This is a genomic window from Pseudomonas sp. Leaf129, assembly GCF_001423465.1.
Lineage (GTDB): Bacteria > Pseudomonadota > Gammaproteobacteria > Pseudomonadales > Pseudomonadaceae > Aquipseudomonas > Aquipseudomonas coleopterorum.
Map to the genome: position 1 here is coordinate 734,233 of NZ_LMOC01000001.1, position 25,461 is coordinate 759,693.

22 protein-coding genes are annotated in these 25,461 nt (G+C 62.9%); 10 read left to right on the forward strand and 12 right to left on the reverse strand.

Going from position 1 to position 25,461, the window contains the following annotated elements; all coding sequences use genetic code 11:
* Positions 1-115: 115 nt before the first annotated feature.
* From ASF66_RS03245 to ASF66_RS03255, 3 genes are all read left to right on the forward strand, one after another.
* A complete protein-coding gene (locus ASF66_RS03245) occupies positions 116-1,165 on the forward strand; it encodes a hypothetical protein (RefSeq protein WP_056842705.1) in 1,050 nt (349 codons plus the stop codon).
* A 126-nt stretch (positions 1,166-1,291) separates the two neighbouring features.
* Positions 1,292-2,776, forward strand: coding sequence for an ATPase domain-containing protein (locus ASF66_RS03250; RefSeq protein WP_056842706.1), 1,485 nt, complete (start codon positions 1,292-1,294; stop codon positions 2,774-2,776).
* 2 nt (positions 2,777-2,778) lie between these two features.
* Positions 2,779-4,806, forward strand: a complete 2,028-nt coding sequence (locus ASF66_RS03255; protein WP_056842707.1) for a hybrid sensor histidine kinase/response regulator — start codon at positions 2,779-2,781, stop codon at positions 4,804-4,806.
* Between the two features lies 1 nt (position 4,807).
* Here the strand turns inward: ASF66_RS03255 and ASF66_RS03260 are convergent, their stop codons facing one another.
* The 5 genes from ASF66_RS03260 to ASF66_RS03280 form a co-directional block, all read right to left on the reverse strand.
* Entirely contained in the window at positions 4,808-7,192 is a 2,385-nt protein-coding gene (locus ASF66_RS03260) for a UvrD-helicase domain-containing protein (protein WP_056842708.1), read from the reverse strand.
* A 358-nt stretch (positions 7,193-7,550) separates the two neighbouring features.
* Entirely contained in the window at positions 7,551-9,191 is a 1,641-nt protein-coding gene (gene pgm / locus ASF66_RS03265) for a phosphoglucomutase (alpha-D-glucose-1,6-bisphosphate-dependent) (RefSeq protein ID WP_056842709.1), read from the reverse strand.
* A 147-nt stretch (positions 9,192-9,338) separates the two neighbouring features.
* A complete protein-coding gene (gene garD / locus ASF66_RS03270) occupies positions 9,339-10,892 on the reverse strand; it encodes a galactarate dehydratase (RefSeq protein WP_056842710.1) in 1,554 nt (517 codons plus the stop codon).
* A gap of 87 nt (positions 10,893-10,979) precedes the next feature.
* Complete coding sequence (locus ASF66_RS03275; protein ID WP_056842711.1) at positions 10,980-12,341, reverse strand: MFS transporter; 1,362 nt, start codon at positions 12,339-12,341, stop codon at positions 10,980-10,982.
* 315 nt (positions 12,342-12,656) lie between these two features.
* Positions 12,657-13,397: a FadR/GntR family transcriptional regulator gene (locus ASF66_RS03280; protein ID WP_056842712.1), complete on the reverse strand. Its 741-nt coding sequence runs from the start codon at positions 13,395-13,397 to the stop codon at positions 12,657-12,659.
* 215 nt (positions 13,398-13,612) lie between these two features.
* On the opposite strand from ASF66_RS03280, the gene ASF66_RS03285 reads away from it, so the two are divergent.
* From ASF66_RS03285 to ASF66_RS03315, 7 genes are all read left to right on the forward strand, one after another.
* Complete coding sequence (locus ASF66_RS03285; protein ID WP_056842713.1) at positions 13,613-13,975, forward strand: YkgJ family cysteine cluster protein; 363 nt, start codon at positions 13,613-13,615, stop codon at positions 13,973-13,975.
* Between the two features lie 133 nt (positions 13,976-14,108).
* Positions 14,109-14,960 carry an STAS domain-containing protein gene (locus ASF66_RS03290; protein ID WP_056842714.1) on the forward strand — a complete coding sequence of 284 codons (852 nt, stop codon included), beginning with the start codon at positions 14,109-14,111 and terminating at the stop codon, positions 14,958-14,960.
* A gap of 4 nt (positions 14,961-14,964) precedes the next feature.
* Positions 14,965-15,327 (forward strand): STAS domain-containing protein, encoded by a 363-nt coding sequence (locus ASF66_RS03295; RefSeq protein ID WP_056842715.1) that lies wholly within the window; start codon positions 14,965-14,967, stop codon positions 15,325-15,327.
* Positions 15,324-15,728: an anti-sigma regulatory factor gene (locus ASF66_RS03300; protein ID WP_056842716.1), complete on the forward strand. Its 405-nt coding sequence runs from the start codon at positions 15,324-15,326 to the stop codon at positions 15,726-15,728. Before ASF66_RS03295 ends, ASF66_RS03300 begins: the two co-directional genes overlap by 4 nt.
* Positions 15,725-16,735: a SpoIIE family protein phosphatase gene (locus tag ASF66_RS03305; RefSeq protein WP_056843413.1), complete on the forward strand. Its 1,011-nt coding sequence runs from the start codon at positions 15,725-15,727 to the stop codon at positions 16,733-16,735. The genes ASF66_RS03300 and ASF66_RS03305 overlap by 4 nt, the downstream gene beginning before the upstream one ends.
* Positions 16,728-17,603: a sensor histidine kinase gene (locus ASF66_RS03310; protein ID WP_056842717.1), complete on the forward strand. Its 876-nt coding sequence runs from the start codon at positions 16,728-16,730 to the stop codon at positions 17,601-17,603. The genes ASF66_RS03305 and ASF66_RS03310 overlap by 8 nt, the downstream gene beginning before the upstream one ends.
* Entirely contained in the window at positions 17,593-19,557 is a 1,965-nt protein-coding gene (locus tag ASF66_RS03315; protein WP_056842718.1) for a response regulator, read from the forward strand. The genes ASF66_RS03310 and ASF66_RS03315 overlap by 11 nt, the downstream gene beginning before the upstream one ends.
* 237 nt (positions 19,558-19,794) lie before the next feature.
* On the opposite strand, the gene ASF66_RS03320 is transcribed toward ASF66_RS03315, so the two are convergent.
* From ASF66_RS03320 to ASF66_RS03350, 7 genes are all read right to left on the reverse strand, one after another.
* Entirely contained in the window at positions 19,795-20,253 is a 459-nt protein-coding gene (locus ASF66_RS03320) for an REP-associated tyrosine transposase (protein ID WP_056842719.1), read from the reverse strand.
* A gap of 85 nt (positions 20,254-20,338) precedes the next feature.
* Positions 20,339-21,184: a glycosyltransferase family 2 protein gene (locus ASF66_RS03325; RefSeq protein WP_236707042.1), complete on the reverse strand. Its 846-nt coding sequence runs from the start codon at positions 21,182-21,184 to the stop codon at positions 20,339-20,341.
* A gap of 1 nt (position 21,185) precedes the next feature.
* On the reverse strand, positions 21,186-21,833 hold the full coding sequence (locus ASF66_RS03330; RefSeq protein WP_049859581.1) for a glycosyltransferase: 648 nt from the start codon (positions 21,831-21,833) through the stop codon (positions 21,186-21,188).
* 107 nt (positions 21,834-21,940) lie between these two features.
* On the reverse strand, positions 21,941-23,086 hold the full coding sequence (locus ASF66_RS03335; RefSeq protein WP_056842720.1) for a PQQ-dependent sugar dehydrogenase: 1,146 nt from the start codon (positions 23,084-23,086) through the stop codon (positions 21,941-21,943).
* Between the two features lie 32 nt (positions 23,087-23,118).
* Positions 23,119-23,412 (reverse strand): hypothetical protein, encoded by a 294-nt coding sequence (locus ASF66_RS03340; protein ID WP_156463152.1) that lies wholly within the window; start codon positions 23,410-23,412, stop codon positions 23,119-23,121.
* A gap of 164 nt (positions 23,413-23,576) precedes the next feature.
* Positions 23,577-24,068, reverse strand: a complete 492-nt coding sequence (locus ASF66_RS03345; RefSeq protein ID WP_056842721.1) for a GFA family protein — start codon at positions 24,066-24,068, stop codon at positions 23,577-23,579.
* A 72-nt stretch (positions 24,069-24,140) separates the two neighbouring features.
* Positions 24,141-25,292 (reverse strand): MFS transporter, encoded by a 1,152-nt coding sequence (locus tag ASF66_RS03350; RefSeq protein WP_056842722.1) that lies wholly within the window; start codon positions 25,290-25,292, stop codon positions 24,141-24,143.
* Positions 25,293-25,461 lie beyond the last annotated feature (169 nt).

The following is a 25,461-nucleotide window of genomic DNA, read 5'->3' on the forward strand; positions in this document are numbered from 1 at the left end:
TAAACCTCACCCATGGGTGGCTTGCCAATGGTCGCCGCCCTGTCGATTTGACTGCGCCTCGGCAGTGACCCAAGCTGAATACCCCGGCCAAGCCTGCGCCTCTTCGGATACCTGCATGTCTAAACGCGTTCGCCTTTCGCTGATCTTGATTGTGTTTTCGCTGCTGGCAGGCCTGTGGTATGCCTTGCGCCCCGCCACCACCACGGCGCCGGCGGCGCCGCAACAAGGCTACAGCAAGGCCCTGAACCAAGCCCGCAACGGTCAACCAGGCGCGGCCCGCGTGCTCTATCAGCAGCTGGCGCGCAGCGATCTTGCACCCGAGCGCCGCGCTGCGCTGTATGCCCAACTGCACAACTACCCCAGCCCGCAGGCGCTCAAACTGGCCAGCGCCGATCTGCACAGCGACGAGGCGCAGGTACGACATGCCGCGATCGATGCGGTAATCGGGCTCGTCCCCGAAAGTCAGCGCAGCGTGCTGCTCGGGCCGTTGCTGGAAGACGAGGACCAAGCAATCCGCTTCCATGCCGCCCGTGGCCTGCTCGGCCTGCCGGTCGATGAGTTGGGGCTGTATTTCGCTCACCTGGACAAGGTGGTGAACGCCTACATCGCCGACCTGCAAGGCCACACCGACGCCGCCGCTCAGCTTGAACTGGCGCGCCTGTATCTGCACGATGCGGCCTACCCGCAGGCAGAGCAGGCACTGACTCGCTACCGCACCTTGGCGCCCGACGACCTTGAAGCCATTGCCGTGCAAGTGGAGCTGCTCGAACGCCAAGGCAAAAGCGACTCGGCCCGCGCCTTGCTGGCTGAGCAGTTGCTCGCCCATCCGCAATCGGCGCTGTTACAGCAGCAACTGGGCCTCTGGCTGATGGTCCATGACGAGGACGAATACGCCCTGCTCGCCCTCGCCCGTGCGGTGGAACTCGCACCGGACAACAACGATTACCGCTACGTGCTGGCCACCAATCTGCACGACCTGCAGCAGATCGAGGCGGCGCAGAAACAGCTGGAAGAGATCCTGCGCCGTGATCCGGCCAACCGCCGCGCTCGGGTGCTGTTGATCCAGTACTGGAAGGAAACCGGGCAGTTGCAGAATGTGCAGATACTGTTGGCCGAACTGGAACAGCAGAACGCCGACGATCCAAGCCTGCAACAGGGCCTGTGAAATCGCCCAGTTCCAATGGCGAATTTCGGTCATGCCACACAGGAACCCCGCTACCGGCACGGTGTCCAGTATCATGCTGTAGCACATTGCGCAACGCAGCCCTTCCCGCTACCCGAGGATACCTTTTTGACGACGGCCAAAGCAGCTACCGGTATTGCCGGGCTGGACGATATTTTGGGCGGAGGTCTGACCCGCAGCCATATCTTCCTTCTGGAAGGCCAGCCGGGCGCAGGCAAGACGACGGTAGCGCTGCAATTTCTCCTCGAAGGCGTTGCGCAGAACGAAACCTGCCTCTATATCACCCTCTCCGAAACCGCCAGGGAGCTGCGCGAAGGCGCCCTTTCCCATGGCTGGGAGCTGGACGAACGGGTCACGGTGTTCGAACTGACCCCACCCGAATTGGTGCTGGACCTGCAACAGCAGCAAAGCCTGCTGTACAGCAGCGACCTGGAGCTGGGCGAAGCGACGCGGCAGATATTCGATGAGGTGGAACGGGTAAAACCCTCCCGGGTGGTGTTGGACAGCCTCTCGGAGGTGCGTCTGCTGGCTCAGGGCTCGCTGCGCTATCGCCGGCAGATCCTGGCCATCAAACACTATTTCGCCCGCTTCCATGCCACGGTGCTGCTGCTCGACGACATGACCAGCGAGCCGCTGGACAAGACGTTGCACAGCATCGCTCACGGCGTGATTCGCCTGGAAGAAACGGCACCCGACTACGGTGCCGAACGGCGCCGTCTGCGCATCATGAAATACCGTGGGCAGAAATACCGCGGTGGCTATCACGACTTCACCATCCAGGCCGACGGTATACACGTGTACCCACGTCTGGTGGCGGCCGAGTTCCGTGCCCGCTACGAACGCAGCCAACTGACCTCGGGCATCGCCGAACTGGACGCGTTGTTGGGCGGCGGTGTCGAGAACGGTTCGAGCACCTTGATCATCGGCCCTGCCGGTACCGGCAAATCCTTGCTGTCCATGGTCTTCGCCGCCGCAGCGGTGGAGCGCGGCGAAAAAGTCGCGCTGTTCATCTTCGACGAAGAACTCAGCCTGCTCTTCGAGCGCATGAAGAACCTGGGCATCGACCTCGAGGCCTACCAGCATAGCGGCCAGATGATCATCCAGCAGGTGGACGCCGCCGAGCAGTCGCCCGGCGAGTTTGCCCACATGGTGCGCACCAGCATCAACCTGCATTCCATCAAGACGGTCGTGATCGACAGCATCAACGGCTACCACGCCGCCATGATGGGCGAAAGCACGCCGGTGCTGCACATCCACGAACTGCTGCTCTACCTTAACCGCCTGGGCGCCTCCACCTTCATGACCGTGGCTCAGCAGGGGCTGGTGGGCGACATGAAAGCGCCGGTGGACATCACCTACCTGGCCGATACGGTCATTCTGTTGCGCTACTTCGAAGCACTGGGCAACGTACGCCGTGCGGTGTCGGTGATCAAGAAACGCTTCGGCAGCCATGAAAACACCATCCGCGAATACAAGATCAGCAGTCAGGGCATGACCGTTGGCGAACCACTGAGCGCGTTCCAAGGGGTGCTGCGCGGCGTACCGACCTACATCGGTGAAGCCCGCCCCCTGCTCGAAGCAGACGATCAGTGAAGATGTCCATACCCACCTCGGAGCAGGTGCTTGTCCTGGCGCCCCTGGGTCGCGATAGTCAGGTTGCCTTGCAGATCCTTGGCCAGGCGGGCATCGAGGGGGCTGCGGTGGCGGATGTCGACGAGCTTTGCACACACCTGCAACGTGAGGGCGCGGGCGTGTGCCTCATCGCCAACGAAGCGCTGTCCGAAGCCCGGATGCAACCGTTGCTGGTCTACCTGAGCCAGCAACCGGCCTGGTCCGACCTGCCGATCGTGCTGATGACCCACCAGCGCGCCGCCGATCAGGCGCAGTCCATGCGCCTCGCGGCACGCCTGGGCAACGTGACCTTCGTGGAGCGCCCGTTCCACCCCATGACGTTGGTCAGCCTTGCCAAGACCGCCATTCGTGGCCGTCGCCGTCAATACGAAGCCCGGGATCGCCTGCTCGACCTGAGCGAAAGCGAACAGCGCTTGCAACATGCCATGAGCGCCGGCCGCCTCGGCGCCTGGGAGCTGACCTGCCACCCGCTGCAGTTGAATTGCTCGAACCGGACCCGCGCCCATTACGGCATCGAGGCCGGCGCTCGCTTCGACTATTCGGACTGGCTGCTGTGCGTCCACCCCAATGATCAAGCGATGATGCAGGAAGCGCTGATCGACAGCCTGCAACTGGGTGCCGATTTCGCCGCGCAATTCCGCAATCGCTGGCCCGACGGTTCGCTGCACTGGGTCGACGTGCGCGCCCGGGCGATCCCTGACGAGAAAGGCCTGATTCAGGCGTTGGTTGGAGTGACCACCGATATCACCGAGCAGAAGGCCGCCGAACAGCAGTTGCGCGAACTCAACGGCAACCTGGAACAGCAGGTCGAAGAACGTACCGCTCAGGTGCGCATCAACGAGGAAGCCCTGCGCCAGGCGCAGAAGATGGAAGCGGTCGGCCAGTTGACCGGGGGCATTGCCCACGACTTCAACAACATGCTCACCGGCATCATCGGCAGTCTGGAACTGATGCGTCGACGCATGAAGCGCGATCAGTTCGACGATCTGCCCAAGCTCATCGATATGGGGATCAGTTCGGCCAACCGCGCGGCGTCGCTGACTCATCGACTGCTGGCGTTTTCCCGCCGTCAGTCTCTGGATTCCAAGCCGGTCCAGGTCAACGAGCTGGTCCGCTCGATGGAAGAGCTGCTGCACCGCAGCCTCAACGAGAGCATCACCTTGCACCTGCGCCTTGACCCGCAACTGTGGATTGCCGAAGCCGACCCGCATCAGCTGGAAAGCGCCCTGCTCAACCTGGTGATCAACGCCCGCGACGCCATGCCGGGGGCTGGCGAGGTGATCGTCGAAACGGCCAATCGTCATCTCGACGAACGCTTCACCTCCGGCCAGCAGAATCTGGAGCCGGGCGACTATATCCTGCTCAGTGTCAGCGATACCGGGCTGGGCATGGACCCCGCCGTGGTCGACCGTGCGTTCGACCCGTTTTTCACCACCAAACCCATTGGCCAGGGCACCGGGCTCGGCCTGTCGATGATCTACGGCTTCAGCAAGCAGTCCCGCGGGCACGTGGCCATCGACAGCACACCCGGCCAGGGCACCACGGTGCAGCTCTACCTACCGCGTTGCTACGCCTCGCAGCTGCCGCACACGCTGGTGCCGGTGATCGAGTCACCCATGGCGCGCAATGGCGAGACGGTACTGATCGTGGAGGACGACAATGCGGTGCGGACCTTGGTCTGCGAAGTGCTGCGCGAGCTGGGTTACGGTTACCTGGAAGCGGCCGACGCCAGTGCCGCACAACCGATTCTGGCGTCCGGGCAGCGCATCGACCTGCTGATCAGCGACGTCGGTCTGCCCGGCATGAATGGCCGGCAACTCGCCGAAGTGGCGCGCACCCTGCGGCCTGGGCTCAAGGTGCTGTTCATCACCGGCTATGCCCAGGATGCGGAAGTGCGTGCCGGTTTCCTCGATGACGGCATGCAGATGATCACCAAGCCGTTCGCCTTCGACGTCCTCACCGCCAAGGTCCGGGAGATGTCCCAGGCCTGATTCAGCGCTTGGGCTTGATCCGCAGGTCGCTGAAGCATGGCAGGCTGGCGTCGACGCGGTCGGAGGCGCGGGCGCCGGGCCTGGTCGCCGTTTCCACGTACCAGTAACAGCTGTGGATGGCTCGGGTGATCCCGACGTAGGCCAGGCGCAGCGCTTCTTCATGCTGAGCGCTGTCGTAGCCGTCCGTCTGCCCCGGTGGCGCCAGACCGGCCAGGGCATACACCTGATTCTTGTAGGGCGAGCGACTGGCGTACTGGCAGTCACCCAGCAGAAACACCGCATCGGCCTGCAGCCCTTTGGCGCTGTGGAAAGTGAGCTGACGCAAGCGACGCTGGTCCACGGGCAGCGCCTGCTCAAGCTGCAACAGGCCCTGGATATGTTCGGCCAGTGCCTGGCGATCACTGTTGCGGCGATACAGCACCAGAATCGAATCGCCGGCCGCATGATGCTCGGTGGCGCGCCGGGCGAGGTCTGCAAGGTCTCGAGTCAGGACGCTGACGGGTACCGGCTCGCGAGTGAACGTCGTACGTGCCTGGGCTTTCTTGCCCGGTATGGCCGGCGCTGATGCGACGACATGTTCGGCGGCGTCGATCACGACCTGATGGCTGCGGTAGTTGTCGATCAGCAGGATGCGCGTGTGCTTGTGGGCACTGAATGTACGATTGAATTGCATGAAGTAGCTGGGCGTACTGCCGCGCCAGCCGTAGATCGATTGCCAGTCGTCACCGACGCACATTAGCGAACTGTGCTGCGCGGCTCGCTCACCGGCCAGAGAAGAACCTCGACGAAGGATTTCGGCAAGGCTTGCTTTCAGCCAGCCGACGATCTGCGCAGAAATGTCCTGGAATTCATCGACCAGCAGATGAGACATGGGGCGCAGGGCTTCATCGGGCAGCTCGCAGACCCTGGAGTCAGAGCCCTCTCCCAACAGCGCGAACATGCGGTTGAACAGCATGATCGGTGGAGTCTGCCGCTGCAGGTGCGCCTCAAGCGCTGGCCAGTAGGTACGTAGTGCGGCAAAGAAGTCCGCTTCGGGGTCATCGGCGTCCCAGGTCATTCGGTCGATGGCATCTACTACCTGCAACCCGAGATTCTCGATGAAGGTTGCGGCGCCCACGAAACAATCGAGCAGTGGCGCTGGAGAAAGCTCGCCGGGGAGCTGGTACTCGAAACCCGGACCGGACAGCGCCTTGCTATTCAATGCGCTCAAAACTTTTTTCGCATCGGCCGGGTTATCCAGCCAAATCAGTGGCTTATCGCAGAAAGCTTGAAACAGGGTGCGCTTGACGGCCCACTCGCCCCAGACCGGTATCTTCGCGCCCGGCCGGGTCAGCTGGGAGTCGGTATTGGCATCGAACCCCAATACAACCCATGTGTCGAGTTTAGCTATGTATCCATGGGTATGGAATGTAAATCCTTTTATATCAATGGTTTGTCGATCTATCTTGATCCCTTTTATAGGCCAAGCGTTCGTTTTGCGCCATTGATCTTCGATCAGGTCACACAGCTCAACATCGCGGGCACTGGCCAGGCTCAGGGCTTTGAGGCGTTTCTGTACATCAGGGTCTTGCGGGTCGAGCTTGCGCAACTGGGCTGCGCCTTTGCGCAGGCTGGCGATATGACTGGCAAATGCAGGATCGCTGGTCATCAGATCGCGATAGCACTCGTTCATCAACTGGCGCTGGGTATCATTGAGACGCAGCTGGAAGGGGTTGGCTTCTTCAGCGCCTGCGCCAGTGGCGCCCAGATTCTCGAAGGCGCGTACGTCGGACAGGCCAGGAAGTGCGTGGACCATGGGCATAACCAGCGAATGGTAGGTTCTGACGACTTCACGCAGATTCTCGAATAGATAGGAAATCTCCCATTTATCAAAGACTTCGCACAACTTCTTGATAAAGTCTCGACGCGATTCCCGGGTGAAGGTTACGACGCTTAGGCTGTCGAGTTCGAATCCCAGGTAGTGGTGCAGGACCAGTACTCTGAGCACCAGCGACGTGGACTTGCCAGCACCGGCGCCGGCGACTACGCAGGTGGCGGGCGTGGTGCTGAAGATCATCTTCCACTGGGCGGCGCTTGGTTGAGCGTGTTCGGGAAGCCGTGCAGCGACGTCGGCCTTGATGGTCTTTTTCAGGGCTGGGGTGAGTTCCAGTTGCCAGGGGGCGAACAGCAAAGGCTGTGGCGCCGGTAGCGTGGCGGGCTTCTTTGGCACACGGGCGGGCCGCTTCGACTCTGATGCGGGAGAGGGTTCGCGGGAGGGTTCGGGCGCAGGTGATTCGATCAGTGGCGTATGGAACCAGGCATCACGTTGCTGCGAGCGCAGCCAACGCCAGCCCCGGGCAATCAGGCCCTGAGCCTGACGGTCTTTGTCGGTGGGTTGCGATGACACGAAAACTCCTGGGCATGTCGCGAGAGCCGCAATATACCAAAGATCCTTATCGCTGACGCTGAGCGGGTCAGGCGGTTTGCCTGGTGCTCCGTGGTGCCTGCCGACGCGGCTTGCGCCGCTGCTACAGGGGCCGTGTTTCCCATCGGTCCGCGCGTCGGCGGCGCACGCGATGCACCTGGAAGACCACGTCAAGGCCGGACACGGTGCTTCTGTAGCAGCGGCGCGAGCCGCGTCGGCGGCGCATGCGGTGCATCTGGAGGACCGCGTTGAGGCCGGACGCGGCTTGCGCCGCTGCTACAGGGATCGCGGTGATTCTGTAGCAGCGGCGCACGCGGTTTATCCAGGAGGACGCACGAAATCAACCGATGGCGGAATCCACCAACACCTGCGCTTCGGCCACCAGACGCTGCAGGTGCGCTTCGTCGATGAAGCTTTCGGCGTAGATCTTGTAGATGTCCTCGGTGCCCGATGGGCGCGCGGCGAACCAGCCGTTGGCGGTGATGACCTTCAGGCCGCCGATGGCCTGGCCGTTACCAGGCGCATGGCTGAGGATCTGTTCGATCGGCTCGCCGGCCAGCTCGGTCGACTTGACCTGCTCGGGCGACAATTTGCTCAAGGCCGCCTTCTGCTGCGGATTGGCCTTGGCTTCCACACGGGTGGAGAACGGCTCGCCCAGGGTTTGCGTCAGTGCGTCATAGGCCTGGCTTGGATCGCGACCGGTACGAGCGGTCATTTCAGCCGCCAGCAACGCAGGGATGAGACCGTCCTTGTCGGTGGTCCAGACACTGCCATCCATGCGCAGGAACGACGCGCCGGCGCTCTCCTCTCCACCGAAACCCAGCGAACCATCGAACAGCCCATCGGCGAAATACTTGAAGCCCACCGGGACTTCATGCAAACGGCGACCCAGGCGTGCAGTGACACGGTCGATCAGGCCACTGCTGACCACGGTCTTGCCCACGGCCGCGTCGTTGCGCCATTGCGGACGGTTCTGGAACAGGTAGTCGATGGCCACGGCCAGGTAGTTGTTCGGCGCCAGCAAGCCACCGGTTGGCGTCACGATACCGTGGCGGTCGTGGTCTGGGTCGCAGGCGAAGGCCACATCGAAGCGATCCTTGAGGCCGATCAGCCCCTGCATGGCATGGCTGGAGGACGGATCCATCCGAATCTGTCCATCCCAATCCACGCACATGAAACGGAACGTGGAATCGACTTCGGTGTTCACCACCTCCAGATCCAGCTGATAGTGCTCGGCAATCGCCGACCAATAGTGCACGCCTGCCCCGCCCAGCGGGTCCACGCCCAAGCGCAGACCGGCTTTGCGGATCACATCGAAGTCGATCACGTTGACCAGGTCGGCCACGTAGTGATGGATGTAATCGTGACGATGGGTGGTCGCCGCTTTCAGCGCTTGCTCGTGGGGCATGCGCTTGACGTCGCGCAGGCCGTCGGCGAGCAATTCATTGGCTTTTGCTTCGATCCACTTGGTCACGTCGCCGTCGGCAGGTCCGCCATTGGGCGGGTTGTACTTGAATCCACCACTTTGCGGCGGATTGTGGGACGGCGTGATCACCACGCCATCCGCCAGGCCGCTGCTGCGCCCGCGGTTGTAGCAGATGATCGCGTGGGAGACGGCTGGAGTCGGCGTGTACTCGTCGTCCTTGGACAGCATGACCTGCACGCCATTGGCCGCGAACACTTCCAGCGCGCTGGCGCCGGCAGGTGTCGACAGCGCGTGGGTGTCGATGCCGACGAACAGCGGGCCGTCGATGCCTTTGCTGGTGCGGTAGAGGCAGATCGCCTGGCTGATGGCCAGAACGTGGTTTTCGTTGAAGCTCAAGTCGAATGAGCTGCCACGGTGGCCCGAAGTGCCGAACGCCACACGTTGGGTAGGCTCGCTCGCGTCCGGTTGGCCGGTGTAATAAGCCGTGACCAGACGCGGGATGTCGATCAGCAGCTGGGCTGGGGCAGGTTTGCCCGCAAACGGACTGAGCTTCATGCAAAAACCTCTAATGTAGGTACCGAAACGAAGAATGACAGTTTAGTGGCACTTCGACACTGGAGGTAGGGATTTGATTCCCTTTTTTGACGCTTATTTATCTAGCCGACCGGCAGCGGATTGCCCGCTGCCCGTCGCAGCGCCTGATCAGGTGATCGGCGCAGGGTTGAACAAGGTGATGTCGTTGTGCAGGCGATAGCGCTCGGCCCACGTCTGCTTTTCCCCGCTGGCCACGGCCAGGTAGTAGTGGAACAACTCCCAGCCCAACTCCTCGATAGTGGCGCGCCCGGTCGCAATGCGCCCGGCATCGATGTCGATCAGATCAGGCCAGCGCTCCGCCAGCTCGGTACGGGTGGAGACCTTGACCACAGGTGTCATCGCCAAGCCGTAAGGCGTGCCACGGCCGGTGGTGAATACATGCAGGTTCATGCCCGCGGCCAGTTGCAAAGTGCCGCATACGAAATCGCTGGCGGGCGTTGCGCAGTAGATCAGCCCCTTGCGATTGACCCGTTCCCCCGGGCCGAGCACGCCATTGATCGCGCTGCTGCCGGATTTGACGATCGAGCCCAGAGATTTCTCGACGATGTTGGACAACCCGCCTTTCTTGTTGCCCGGCGTGGTATTGGCACTGCGGTCCGCGGCGCCGCGCTCCAGGTAGTTGTCGTACCAGTCCATCTCGCGGACCAGCTCGGTCGCCACTTCGTGGGTTTCGGCCCGCGAGGTCAGCATGTAGATGGCATCACGCACTTCGGTGACCTCGGAGAACATCACCGTGGCACCGGCCCGAATCAACAGGTCCGAGGCGAATCCCAACGCCGGATTGGCGGTGATGCCGGAGAAGGCGTCGCTGCCGCCACACTGCATGCCCAGAATCAGCTCGCTGGCGGGCACGGTTTCGCGGCGACGCAGATCGAGCTTGGCCAGGCGGGTCTCGGCCAGGGCCATGATCTGCTCGACCATTTCCCCGAAGCCATGACCCGAATCCTGCAGGCGGTACAGCCACGGCTCGCTCAGGTCCACCGAGGGATCGTCCTCGTGCATCACCTGCCCGGCCTGCAATTTCTCGCAACCCAGACCGATCACCAGCGCCTCGCCACCCAGGTTGGGGTTGCGTGCCAGATTGCGTACGGTGCGAATCGGAATGTAGGCGTCGCGCGCATTGATCGCCACGCCACAGCCATAACTGTGGGTCAGGGCTACCACGTCATCGACGTGGGGATACTTGGGCAACAGCTCTTCACGGATACGTTTCACGGCATGGTCCAGCACACCGGTCACGCACTGCACCGTGGTGGTGATCCCGAGAATGTTGCGGGTACCGACGGTACCGTCGGCGTTGCGATAACCCTGGAAGGTGAAACCTTCGAGCGGTGGCAGCGCAGCCGGCACCGCGTCGGACATCGGCAGGCTGTCCAGCGGCGGTGCCGACGGCATCGCCAGTTGGCTTTCCTTGACCCAACTGCCTTGGCGAATGGGTTCCAGCGCGTAGCCGATGATCTGCCCGTAGCGCACCACCGTGCCGCCTTCGGCGATGTCGACGGTTGCGACCTTGTGGCTTTGCGGCACGCCTTCGACGACGGTCAGGCCATCGGGAAAGCGACTGCCTTCGGCCACGCCCTGATCGTTGACCACGACCACGACGTTGTCGTCTGCGTGCAGGCGCACGTAGCGGGGAGAATCGGAATGTTCGATCAATTGCATGGCTTGGCCCTTCCAATCAACTCAGGCTGAATCGAGAGCCGCGTGCCGGCACTGCCGGCCGCGGTCTTGTCGTTGGCTACAGACGCTTCAGGGACGCGCGCCGGTCAGCTGCGGTGCATCGTCGACGATCGGATCGCCGTTCTCTTCGCGCAAGACCACACGCTTGATCGGGCCGACGATCACCAGGTAGCTGAACACCGCGACCAGGGCGTTGGCGCCGACATATACCAGCGCGTACTTGAACGAGCCGGTGGCGCTGATGATGTAGCCGATCACGATCGGCGTGGTGATGGAGGCCACGTTGCCGAACATGTTGAACAGCCCGCCGCTGATCCCGGCGATCTGCTTGGGCGAGGTGTCGGACACCACGGCCCAGCCCAGCGCGCCCACGCCCTTGCCGAAGAACGCCAGGGCCATGAACCCCACCACCATCCATTCGGCCTGCACATAGTTGCAGATGACCATGGTGGTCGACAGCATCAAGCCGCACACGATTGGCGTCTTGCGAGCGAAAGTCAGCGAATGACCGCGACGCAGCAGGCTGTCCGAGATCACCCCGCCCAACACGCCGCCAATGAAGCCGCAGATGGCTGGCAGCGAGGCGATGAAGCCTGCCTTGAGAATGGTCATGCCGCGTTCCTGAACCAGGTACACCGGGAACCAGGTCAGGAAGAAGTAGGTGATGCCGTTGATGCAGAACTGACCCAGGTACACGCCCAGCATCATGCGGGTGGTCAGCAGTTGGCGAATGTAGTTCCACTTGGGCTTGGACTTGCCGCCCTTGGCCTGGTCCATGTCGACCAGCCCGCCGTTCTTCTCGATGAAGTCCAGCTCTTCGGCGCTGATGCTCGGGTGTTCCTTGGGGTTGTGGATGTACTTGAGCCACACCGCCGAGAACAGGATGCCCAGGCCGCCCATGACCACGAAGACGTGCTCCCAGCCCCAGGAATGGACGATCCAGCCCATCAGCGGAGCGAACAGCACGGTCGCGAAGTACTGCGCCGAGTTGAAGATCGCCGACGCCGTGCCGCGCTCGGCGGTCGGGAACCAGGCGGCAACGATGCGCGCGTTGCCGGGGAAGGACGGCGCCTCGGCCGCACCCACCAGAAAGCGCAGCATGAACAGCGCGATCACCGCGTTGGCCATCGGCAGGTAGCCGACGAAACCCTGCAGCACGGTGAACAGCGACCAGGTGAAGATGCTCCAGGCATAGACCTTCTTCGAGCCGAAGCGGTCGAGCAGCCAACCACCGGGGATCTGCAACAGGACGTAAGCCCAACCGAACGCGGAAAAGATGTAGCCAAGGGTCACGGCGTCGATGCCCAGGTCTTTCTGCAGACTGGCACCGGCGATGGAAATGGTGGCGCGATCCGCGTAGTTCAGGGTGGTCACCACGAACAACAGAAACAGGATCATGTAGCGCACGTGCGTCTTCTTCGTCGCTGGCATGCGAAGGTACTCCCACGAGTTATTTTTATGAGGGTAGAAGGTAGGTAGCCGGGTGGTTCAGATCTTGCGCAGTCAGCTGAAGACTGTACTGGGCGTCTGAAAAACGGAAGAAGTCGGACAACAGCGGAAGGACATCGCGCGGATAATCATGGTTGCAGCACCCTGGACGTTGGAATTATTAGGGGACACCGGTCTGTGCCGGTACTGCAGTTACGTTATCGTACAACGCTGCGGATATCTATACCTCGAAGATGAATTATTTCCAAAGATGTAGCGATATCGCTGGGAAGTCATCGTACTACTGTGAGAGAACTGTCAGATCGACAGCTCTTCGTGAGCCTTGACCACCCGCGCGCGGCTGTTGGCCAGGTGAATGCGCATGGCTGCACGGGCCGCGTCATAGTCGCCACGAGCGACTGCATCGAAGATATGCGCGTGCTCGCGCACGAGTCGCTCGTGCTTCTGCTGCCGATCCAGCCGGGCGATGGCCACCGTATCCAGGCGCGCCCGGGGGAACATGCTGGTGCCGAAGTGGGTGATGATGTCGACGAAGTAACGATTGTTGGACGCTTGCGCGATCTGCAAGTGGAACTGGAAGTCGGCGACGATGGAACCGCTGGTGTCGCAGGCCCGCTCGAAACGCTTGACTGCTTCTTCGATGCTCGCCAGCTGTGCATCAGTGCGACGCAACGCCGCCAGCCCCGCCGCTTCGATCTCGAAGCTGATGCGCACATCGAGAATGGCGATGACGTCCTGCAAGGTGACGATGGTGGCAGGGTCCAGCCGCGACACGGTCGAACCGGGCACGTTGAGCACGAAGGTGCCGATCCCGCGCCGGGTTTCGACGATGCCCGACACCTGCAGCCGCGACAGCGCCTCACGCACCGTGGCCCGGCTGACCCCACCCACCGCCATCAATTCCAGCTCGGTGGGCAGCTTGTCACCGGGCTTGACCACGCCCTGGCTGATCATCCTGCAGACATCGTCCACCAGGCTCTGGGCCAGGTTGCCTGGCCTGCGGCGAGTGATGTCGGCGGTGACGGTGTCGTTGCTCATGGAGGGGCAATCGTGGCGGCAAATGGAAAACCGATCATATATCAGGGTGTTGTGTGATGACAGCGCGAACACGTCGTCCCTTTGGTGCATTCCCAGGCTCCGCAGCGCCCGTGAAATATACCTCGCAGACCCCCTTCACAAAGGCCGCGGCAGCACTAGAATGGCGGCGTGGTCGCGGTCCCCAATAACGCTGTCGCCTCCCCTCCCGAGCCAACATGTCCAGAGTCAATCCCTGCCTTGAGTGCGGCGCCTGCTGCGCGCATTTCCGTGTGTCCTTCTATTGGGGCGAATGCCAGTCCGCGGGCGGCCCGGTGCCCGACGAGCGCGTCATTCAGGTCACCCACAACCGAGTAGCGATGCTCGGCACGGACATCAAGCCTTCGCGTTGCACCGCTCTCGTCGGTGAAGTGGGCAAACCCGGCGTCAGCTGTTCGATGTACGCCCAGCGCTCCAGCACCTGCCGCGAGTTCGAGGCTTCGTGGGAGCACGGCGAACACAACCCGGCCTGCGATACGGCGCGCGCGGCCTATGGTCTGCCGCCACTCCCCGCGCCCGTGATCATCTCGCTGGCCAGCTAGGCGCCCCTCTTTCGTTGCGGGCCAGAGCGACACGCTTCGGTGCGTGGCGATGGTCATCGACGGGGTCTGGCGTTTAGCCGATAATCCGCCATCATTACGCTATCTTGCCCCATCTCTGTACAGGAGTTCCTGCATGGCCGCGCTGAACACGCAAACCGTTGACGCTTTCAAATCCCAACAAAACGCCATCGTCGAGCAATGGCTCGCAGGCCTCGAAGCCAGCGGTGCGACGCGCAACATAAAGGAAGCCGACCTTCAACAACAGAGCAGCGAACTGCTGAGCCAGTTGATCATTGCCCTGGAAACCAGCCAGACCCACAACATTGCTGGCAGCCAATGGGCCGACGTGCGTCAGGTGCTGGAAAAGCTGTCCCACAGCCGGGCCTTGCTGGGCCACGATTCGCACCAGACCGCGCATTTCATCTTTGCTCTCAAGCGTCCGCTGTTCGCCGTGCTGCAAACGACGTACGCCAACCAGCCGACAGAACTGGCCGAGCAGGTGCTGCTGGTTTCCGACCTGCTGGACGGCCTGGGCATGCACACCATCCGCACCTTCCAGAAGTCGCGCGAGATGGTCATCAAGCGTCAGCAGGAAGAACTGCTCGAGCTTTCCACCCCGGTGGTGAAGCTGTGGGAAGGTGTACTGGCGCTGCCGATGATCGGCACGCTCGATTCGCAACGTACCCAGGTGGTGATGGAGTCGCTGCTGCAGCGCATCGTCGACACCGGTTCGGAAATCGCCATCATCGACATCACCGGTGTGCCGACCGTGGACACCCTGGTGGCCCAGCATCTGCTCAAGACAGTCACTGCCATTCGCCTGATGGGCGCCGATTGCATCATCAGCGGCGTGCGTCCGCAGATCGCACAGACCATCGTTCATCTGGGCCTGGACCTGCAAGGTGTGGTCACCAAGGCCAATCTCGCCGATGCGCTGGCCTTGGCTTTGCGCCGTCTGAACCTGACCGTCAGCAAGGCAGACTGACCCCATGGAACGCATCCCTATATTGCAGATGGGCCCTTACCTGCTGGTGACCATCCAGGTCGACATGCACGATCAACTGGCGATGACCTTGCAGGATGACCTTGCGCAGAAGATCAGCAAGACCTCAGCCCGTGGCGTGTTGATCGATATCTCGGCGCTGGACATGGTCGACTCGTTCATCGGCCGCATGATCGGCACCATCTCCGGTCTGTCGCGAATCATGGACGCCGAGACTGTCCTGGTCGGCATGCAGCCCGCCGTGGCCATCACCCTGGTCGAGCTGGGTATGAACCTGCCCGGCGTCAGCACTGCGCTCAACGTGGAGCGCGGCATGCGCCTGCTGCAGGCCCGAGTGAACGGCTCATGAACGTCGAAAGCAGCGGCAGCCAACCGGTTCGCCTGGAACAGGACGTGGTGCTGGCTCGCCAGACCGCGCGCAAGCTGGCCCAGGACTGCGGCATGCGTCTGATCGACCTGACCAAGCTGGTGACCGCGGTCAGCGAGCTGGCACGCAACACCGTGGTCTATGGCGGTGGTGGCGACATGGAGTGGCAGATTCTCGACGACGGCGTACGCAAAGGCCTGCGCCTGACCTTCCGTGACGAAGGCCCGGGCATTCCCGACCTCAAGCTGGCCCTGACCGACGGCTGGACCTCCGGCAATGGCCTGGGTCTGGGTCTGACCGGCGCACGGCGGCTGGTGGAAGAATTCGAACTGGACACCGCGCCCGGCCAAGGCACTCGCGTGACGATTACCCGATGGACCTGACCTTGCGCAGCGCCATCACTCAGGTGATCGCGCTGCAGGACTCCAGCCAGGTCGGCGAAGCCCGCCGCGCCGCGCAGCAGATGGCGCAGGCCCAGGGCTTGGATGAAACCGACTGCGGCCGCGTGGCGCTGGTCGCGACCGAGCTGGCCAGCAATGTCCTCAAGCATGCAGGCCATGGCGAGTTGCACCTGCGTGCCCTGCCCCATCCCACCTCGCCGGGCGTGGAACTGCTGGCGCTGGATCGCGGTACAGGCTTCGAGCTGCAGGAATGCCTGGCCGACGGCTACTCCACACGCGGTACCCAAGGCATCGGCCTCGGTGCTCTGGCGCGGCAATCGGAAATCTTCGACGTCTACAGCGACGCGCGCGGTTCGGTGGTGCTGGCACGACTGTACCGCAAGCGCGACACCCAAGCCGACCTGCGTCTGGGCGTGACCCAACGCTCGCTGCACGATGATCCGGCCTGCGGCGACGCCTGGCAGGTGGCCTTCGCCGGCGAAGGCATCAGCGCACTGGTGGTGGATGGCCTGGGGCATGGCGAGGAAGCCGAAAAGGCCGCCCGTGCAGGGTGCCAGGCATTCGCGCAGGCGCCGTTCGCGCGGCCCGAACAGGTGCTCGATGAGTTGCATCAGGCCATGAACGGCACCCGTGGTGGGGCGGCGGCCGTGGCCCAGTTCGACTACGACTCGGCTCAGTTGCGTTTCGCCGGCATCGGCAACATCGGCGCTACGCTGGTCGCGCCCGGCAAGAGCCGAGGGCTGGCTTCCCATCCAGGGATCGTCGGCGCGCAGTTCCGGCGCGCGCAGACCTTCACCTTCGATGACGCCAGCCAGCAGGTGCTGATCCTGTACAGCGACGGCCTGCAGTCACGCTGGAACATGGCTGACTACCCCGGCCTGATCCACCTGCATCCCGCCATCATCGCGTCAGTGCTGTACCGCGACTTCTGTCGCGGTCGTGACGACATCACCGTATTGGTTATCGCTCTGGAGCCCGCCCATGTCTGAACCCCTCGAGCTGGACGCCCAGGCCAGCGCGGCCCTGATCGCCCAGTTGCGTGCCGAAGCACAAGCCCTGCGTGAAGAACTGGATGAGACCAACCAGGGCGTGCTGGCGCTGTACGGCGAACTCGACGGCCAAGCCGAAGAACTGCGCCAGGCTTCGGACCTCAAGAGCCGCTTCCTGTCGTACATGAGCCACGAGTTCCGCACGCCGCTGGGTTCGATCCTGAGCATCACCGGTCTGCTCGCCGATGAGCTGGACGGCCCCCTGGCGCCGGAACAGCAGAAACAGGTGAGTTTCATCACCAACGCTGCGCAGGAACTCAGCGACATGGTCGATGACCTGCTCGATCTGGCCAAGATCGAGGCCGGGCGGATCACCATCTCGCCCGCCTGGTTCGACATGTTCGATCTGTTCTCGGCGTTGCGCGGCATGTTCCGGCCGATCGTCAATGCCAGCGCCGTGGACCTGATTTTCGAAGAGCCCGCCGGGCTGCCAAGGCTGTACACCGATGACAAGAAGCTGGCGCAGATCCTGCGCAACTTCATTTCCAACTCGCTGAAGTTCACCCTCGCGGGCGAAGTGCGGGTGTCGGCCAAGCTGGAATCGCCATCGCAGATCCGCTTCGCCGTGACCGATACCGGTATCGGCATTCCCGCAGAACTGCATGGCACCCTGTTCGAGGACTTCGCCCAGATCGATTCGCCGGTGCAGAAGCGCCTGCGCGGTACGGGCCTGGGCCTTTCGCTGTGCAAGCGCTTTGCCGAGCTGTTGGGTGGCACGGTGGGCGTGGAGAGCAGTCCCGGCGTGGGTTCGACATTCTTTGTGATCATTCCGTTGGCCATCGCGCCGGAGCCTGGCCATGACACCTGAAGTGCGCGTCCTCATCGTCGACGACAACAGCGCCACGCGCTACGCCTTGCGGCGCCGATTGGAGCAGCACGACATCACCATCCTGGAAGCCGGCACCGGTGGCGATGGCCTGGCACTCATCGCCAGCAAGCCGCTGGATGCGCTGATCCTGGACGTCAACCTGCCGGACATGAGCGGTTTCGACATCGTCCGCCTGCTGCGCGCCAAGCCGGCCACGGCCTTGCTGCCGATCATCCATGTCTCGGCGGCGTCGATCCAGACCGGCGACATCATCACCGGGCTGGAAGCCGGCGCCGACGCGTACCTGATACATCCGGTCGATGCCGATGTGCTGCTGGCGACGTTGCGCACGCTGTTGCGCGTGCGCGATACGGAAAACGCGCTGCGCGAGAGCGAGGCACGTTTTCGCGAAATTTTCGCCAACATCGCCGCGCCCATCGCGGTGATCGACGAGCAATTGCAGGTGATCGAGTGCAACCATGCGTTCTCCCAGCTCCTGCCTACGCCGGTCTCCCTGACCAGCCTGCAGGCGCAATTGGCTGCGGGCCAGGAATCGGTGCTGGACGATCTGCAGGTGCGCTTGAGCAAGGGCGAACGCTGGCGCGGTAACCTGACCCTCAAGGTCGACGAACAGCTGCGTGAAACCGAATGGCAGGTTTCGCCCTACCGTGCCCCTGGCCATAGCCTGGTGTTCATCGAGGACGTGACCGAGCATCGCCAGCGCGAGCGCCAACAACAGATCCAGTTGGCCGACGCCCAGACCTTGCTGGCCCAAGAAGTGGCAGAGCGGGCACGCACCGAAACGCAGCTGCTGCAGGTGCAGAAGATGGACGCCCTGGGCAAGCTCACCGGGGGCATCGCCCACGATTTCAACAACCTGCTGACCGGTATCATCACGGCGCTGGAACTGATCAAGAAGCGTGTGGAGCCAGCCGGTGCCGCAGCCAGCGTCGACAAGACCGTGTCCCGCTACGCCGACGCGGCGCTGCAGTCGGCCACCAACGCCGCCGCCCTCACCCACCGCATGCTTGCCTTCGCCCGACAGCAGCCGCTGGACACCCGGCCGATCGCGATCAATCAGCACGTGCATTCATTGGAAGACCTGCTGCGCCGCACCATCGGCGAGCGGATCACCTTGAGCCTGGACCTGACCGACAGCGCGGCGATTGCCATGGTGGATCCGATCCAGTTCGAAAACGCCGTGCTGAACCTGGTGATCAACGCCCGCGATGCGCTGCCGGAAGGTGGCAACATCCGCCTGTCGACCTTCGCTGCCTATTCGCGAGGCGACACGCGCCTGGCCGACGGCGACTACGTGGTGTTGTCGGTGCGTGACGACGGTACGGGGATCGATCACAGCATCATCGACAAGGTCTTCGATCCGTTTTTCACCACCAAGGCGGTCGGCAAGGGCACGGGGTTGGGTCTGTCGACGATCTACGGCTTTGCCCGGCAGTCTGGCGGTGATGTGAGGATTCGCAGTCTGCTCGGTCATGGCACCGAGGTCACTTTGATGCTCCCGGCCGGCCTTGCGCTGCTGCCGCTGCCCAGCGAACCGGTGCAGTTGGAGAATCGCGGCAAGGGTGAGCACCTGTTGATCGTGGAAGACATGGCGTCGGTACGGATGTTCGTGGTCGAGGCGCTGACCGATGCGGGCTACCGCTGCACCGAGGTGGACAGCGCGCTGGATGCATTGGGAGCCCTGCGCACCGACCCGTCGATCCAGCTGCTGCTGACCGATGTGGGCTTGCCGCAAATGAACGGCCGCGTCCTCGCCGACGCCGCCCGCGACATGCGCCCCGAGCTGCCGGTGCTGTTCATGACCGGCTACGCCGAAAACGCCCTGGACCTGCAGACTTTCCTCGCCGAGGGCATGGACCTGGTCATCAAGCCGTTCCGCATGGGCGACCTGGTCGGCCGCATCGCCTACCTCCTCGAACGCGATCCCCTGTAGCGGTATACGCATTTCACCTAATCCACCACACCACCCCCGGACGCGGCTCGCGCCGCTGCTACACACCGCGATCCCCTGTAGCAGCGGCGCAAGCCGCGTCGGCGGTACCTGCATTCCTCCTGACCCAACACGCCGCCCCCGGACGCGGCTCGCGCCGCTGCTACAGGGGGGGTACACCTGTCGGCGGTACATGCGATATCTCTGACACAACGCATCGGCGGTAAATAGGCTTGCCGATCAAAGCCAGATCGCATCCCACAGCGGATAATCACCGACCTTCTCGACCAGGCCAGCGCGAACGGGGTTCATGATGATGTAGCGGGCTGCCGCTCGCAGGTCGTCTTCGCGGCGCATCGCTCTGTCGTAGTAGCCTTTCTGCCAAAGCCGGCCGCAAGTCGCGTTGCGGCGATTGATGGCCAGGCTGCTGCGCGCTTTCATGCGGCAGATGACCGTGGCAAGGTCGCCCTTGCGCAGTTGGAACAACCAATGCACATGATCCGGCATCACCACCCATGCCAGGGATTCGACATCCCCCGACTCATGCATGGTCCGCAACTGAGCTACCAACAACCGAGCACTTCGCCAACAGGCAAACACCGATTCCCGGTCTGCCGTCATACAGGTGATCGAATACACCTGACCCACTTCGCTCGCGCGCCCCTTGCGCAACCCACAGGCTCTCCTGCACGCCGACATTTCCTGGTCTCCGGAAAAGCCGTCAAGGTAGGAAACCGGTGAAACGTGAGCAAGCCGGCAATCGTTGCCGAATCGGACGAAGGCTTCAGAACCCCGAGCCCGCACGATCCAGGCAGGCATCGACTTCCGCATGGGTCGGATGGCGCAGAATCTGCAACGATTGCGCAGACCAGCTCACCAGACCCAGCTCGACGAACTCGCCAAGCCAGCCCTCCATGGGCCACTCCTGCCAGCGTTGATGGAAGCGCTGCGCATTGGCCACGATCGCGGAGAAATGGTTGAGTGGCGGACGCCAGGTGGGATGGTATTGGTGGAAAGCCTGTGCCGCCGCCGTTCTCAACTCCACACCCTGCCGACGCGCACTGAAAGCGAAATCGGTGTCTTCAGCACCATAGCCCAGATACCCCTCGTCAAAGCCACCGACGCGCTCGAACACCTCGCGCGTACAGGCAAAATTCAGCGACCAGAACAGATGATGGGGCAGCAGCGATCCTGGTTCGCCCCGGTATTGGCTCAACGGGTGGGCCACCCCATCGCGGGCCAGCGTGGCATGGGTCCAGCCCTCCATCTGCGCGGTGCTGGGCAGATAGCGCACCTCGCCCAGATGCAAGGATTCAGGCATCTCGCGCAACGCAACCGCGTAATCGGAAAGCAGGCTTTCGCCAGGAATGCAGTCCACGTCGAGAAACACCCACCGCTCGCCTTCGCACTGGCGCACTGCATTGCGCGCTTTGGCCAGCGGCAGACCGTGGGAAGCATCGTCGACCACCAAGCAGTGAATCGGAAAACACTCACTGTGCAGATCGCGCGCAGGCTGGTTCATGAACACCACCCAGAACGCCTCCGGCATCAGGCTACCCCGCTCCAGTCCGCGGATGACGTTGTCCAGCTGCCGCTCGCGGCCATGCACCAGCGTGATCACATTCAACATTTCAGAACCCACTGACTTTGCTCAATGCCGGAAGCCGCGCCGGCTCGCCATAACCACTGCCAACCGGTGTACCGCGCCTCACACGCACCGAACCACTCCAGGCGATACGCCGACCACTGGATTCTATCTGGCGAACCAGCTGCACCTCATCCTGCCCCGCCTTGAGCCCACCGGCCTCCGTATACGCCGCAGAACTGATGCCCAGGTTTGCACCATGAACACTGGGCCGCGGCTCGTCAAAGGCAATGGACCGTCGGCGACGCTGGCCGGCAACTGCCTTCAGCATGCCCGGTTCGAGGTCCACGCGACCACAGACCGCATCCACCCGGTACGCCAACTGAGCCGCCAGCCAGTCATCGGGAACGCGAGCGTCGGCCTCGGTCCAGGCCAGCCAACGCGCTCCAGCCTGAACCAGATGAGCAGCGCCCGCCGCCCGGGCAGTGACTTTGCTGCCAGCGCCGATATCGATCAACCGCACCGGGTAGCGCTGGGCAATGTCCCGCGACCGATCGCTGCAGTTATCCAGCACCACAACGATACGGACCAGCTCGGTGCACAAGGTGCCATGCTCGGCGGCCAGCATGACCGATTGCAGGCATCGGTCGAGGCTGGCCTGCTCGTTGTGCACGGGTATGATGACGCCGATCATGCTGAACCTCTTGAGACCATGGAATCGCCAGGACCCTGCAAGTCGTTGACCAGCAATCGACTCGAAGATGGCCCAGAGGTTTCACGGCGTCGATCAAATGGGCCGATTCATTCCAGGCCGATCTTGAGCAATTCACCGTCGTCGTCATCGGTCAGCACGTAGAGATAGCCGTCGGGGCCCTGACGCACGTCGCGGATACGCTCGCCGCGCTCGCCCAGCAGACGCTCTTCGTGCACCACCTTGTCGTCTTCGAACTGCAGGCGGATCAGGTCTTCGGACGCCAGCCCACCGATGAACAGGTTGTGATTCCAGCGCTTGAACTTGTCGTTGTCATAAAACGCCATACCGCTGATGGCCGGCGATTTTTCCCAGACATGGTAGGGATCGGTGATGCCCGGACCGGTTTTCCCTTTCGCTTCGGGAATCGGCTCGCCGGAATAGTTGATGCCGTGGGTGTAGAGTGGCCAGCCATAATTGGCCCCCTTCTCGATGATGTTCAGCTCATCGCCACCTTTGGCGCCGTGCTCATGGGTCCACAGGGTGCCTGTCCACGGGTTCAAGGCCGCACCCTGCTGATTGCGGTGGCCGAACGACCAGATTTCCGGGCGCACGTTTTTCTGTCCTACGAATGGGTTGTCCTTGGGCACCTTGCCGTCGGGGAAGATACGCACAACCTTGCCCTGCAGCTTGTCCAGATCCTGAGAAGTCGAGCGCTGATTGTTTTCGCCCAAGGCGATGAACAGGTAGCCGTCGCGGTCGAACACCAGCCGCGAACCGAAATGGTTGCCAACCGACAGCTTGGGCTCCTGACGGAAGATCGTGGTGAAGTTTTCCAGGTGAGTCAGGTCCTCGGACAACCGGCCGCGCCCCACCGCCGTACCTCCCTTGCCGTCCTCACCCTGCTCGGCATACGACAGATAAACCATGCGGTCAGCCTTGAAGTCGGGCGACAGCACCACGTCGAGCAGCCCGCCCTGGTTCTTCGCCCAGACCTGCGGCACGCCGCTGATGGGCGACGAAATCTTGCCTTCGGCGCTGACCACGCGCAGATCACCTGGTTTTTCGGTCACCAGCATGCCCTTGTTGTCCGGCAAGAACGCCAGAGCCCATGGGTATTTGAGGCCTTCGGCAACGGTAGTGACCGTCACCTGGCCCAGTTCGCTCTGATAGGTTTTCACCGTGGCGGCCGAAGCGGCCATTCCATACAGGGCAAGGCCGGCGAAGGCTGAGGCGAAAAGGGTTTTCTGCAACATAGGGCTTATCCTTCAGCGGAAAAAAAGAGGAATCACCGCGTGCCAGGGGCAGTGCGGGGTTGCTGGGTGCCGTTGGCCGGCCGGCGCAGGTTATCGCCGTTGCCAATGCCGCGATTTTCCAGCGTCGGCGGCCGCGGGTTATCGGTGCGCTGTGTTGGCTGGCGCAGCTGCGGATTGGGCGCGGTGGTGCCCTGCCGACTGTTGGGGTTAATCCGTCGAATCGGGCTGTTGTAGGGGTTGGAGGTGTCGTTTGCAGCCAGGCTGATGGGCTGGCGTGTCGGCTCGGGTGCAGCGGCCACGTCGGCCAAGGCCGAATGGGACAGCATCGCGCCAAGAAGCACGGTCGCCAATAGGGACAACTTCATGAAGGGCGTGTCCTCGATCACGGTGGGTTCAGGCCTTTGAGGCTGAATCGTCCTCGGCGTTCGCCGCGCCATGGTCTGACGATACCCCCGAGATGATTCACCATGTTTCCGAACGGCCAGCAGGCTCAGTCCTGAGTCAAGCCGAGCCGCTCGTGCCATTGAGCCAACGATTCGTCAGGGTACTGCTGGAATTGCCGGTCATTCTTGCCGGCTTCCACCTCAACCCACCCTGCCTTGGAGTCCAGCAGCAGGTGAGTGTGCTCCGGCGGCACGGGCAGCTCGCTGTCGATGGCGCTGGCAAAGGGATGCACCAGCTCCGGCCAGGCCGGATCGAACAGCCACAGGGCACTGCCGCACAGATGACAGAAATGCCGTTCGGCGGTGCTGGCGTGGGTGCCAGTGCCGTCTTCGTCGGGCATCCGGGCGTGGTAGACGGTGATGTGGCTGCGGCCCTGCACATTGAGGCTCGCGGCCTCGCCCCCCAGGTTGATCGCGTAGCCACCGCCGCCCTGGGTCTTGCGGCAGATCGAACAGTAGCAACGCTGATAAGGATAAGGGTGGGCGCTGTGCAGGCTGAAGGTGACGGCACCGCAGTGACAGGATCCGTACAATTGCATGGCTGAACTCCGTATCGAATGACCATGAAGGGTCGGCTGGACCCCGTTCAGCGTAGACCCTGCACGGTCGCTTCAGTTTCGCAGGTAGCGCCCGCTGGCGGCGACGAACAGCAGCAGCACGATCAGCACGCCCAGCGCGATCGACAGGCTGCTGCCGTGGGCGACGAAGCCGATGAACGCCGGCCCTACCAGAATCCCCGCATACCCCAGCGAGGTCATAGCCGGGATGGCCGCGCTCTGCGGCATGGTGGTCTGCCGGCCGACAGCGGTGAACAGCACCGGGACGATGTTGGAGCAACCGGCGCCGATCAGCGCATAACCCAGCAACGCGGCAGGCCAGGCCGGGATGGCAAGCGACAGGGCCAGTCCAGCAGCGGCGCACAGCCCACCGAACAAGGTGACCCGCGCTCCACCGAAGCGAGCGACGATCCTGTCGCCGGTCAGACGGCCGATGGTCATGGCAGTGGCGAACGCCGCATAGCCAAGTCCGGCATAGGCCGGTTGCATGTCCCGCTCGGAGACCAGGAATACTGCGCTCCAGTCGAGCATCGCGCCCTCGGTGAGAAAGACGATGAAGCACAGCGCGCCGAGAAACAGCACGATGCCGCGCGGCATGGCGAACAACGGGCCGTCGCTTTCGTTGCCATAGGGCAGCAGGTGGGGTGCGGCCTTGAATACCGCCAGCAGGGTCACTGCCACCACACAGGCCACTGCCAGCAGCGGCGTCAGGCCCAGCGCGAGCAGTGCGGTCATGCCGCCGGCCCCGAGTATGCCGCCAACGCTGAACAGGCCATGGAAGCCCGACATCATCGGTCGACCACTGGCCTTCTCGACCAGCACTGCCTGGATATTCATGGCGCAGTCGATGGCCCCCATCCCAGCACCGAACAGCAACACCGCACCGATCAGCAGCGGCAGGGTCCCGGCCGTGGCCAGCAGCGGCAACATCAGGCAGATCAGCACGCCGGCACCGACGATGACACGTCGGCAACCCCAGCGGGCGCACAGATAACCGGACAACGGCATGGCCAGAATCGAACCGGCCCCCAGGCCCAGCAACAGCAATCCCAGGCTGCCATCGCTGAGTTCGGCCCGCGCCTTGGCCAAGGGCACCAGCGGGGCCCAGGCGGCCATGGCGAAGCCGGCGATGAAGAAAGCGATACGGGTGGAAAACTGCTCTCGCCGCCCGGGTGCGGCGGTGGCGTAGGTGCTGCTCGACGACATGATCAAAGCCTTGGATGAGAAACGTATGAACGGTAGCAGACCCGCCCTGAACAGAGGGCAGATGCCCCAAACGCAAGATGAACAATCCCGACAAATGCCGCCAATCGGCGAACTTGCCCGGCAAAATTCAATCAGTGACTGGTGTACCGACCAATAGAGCGACCCGCAT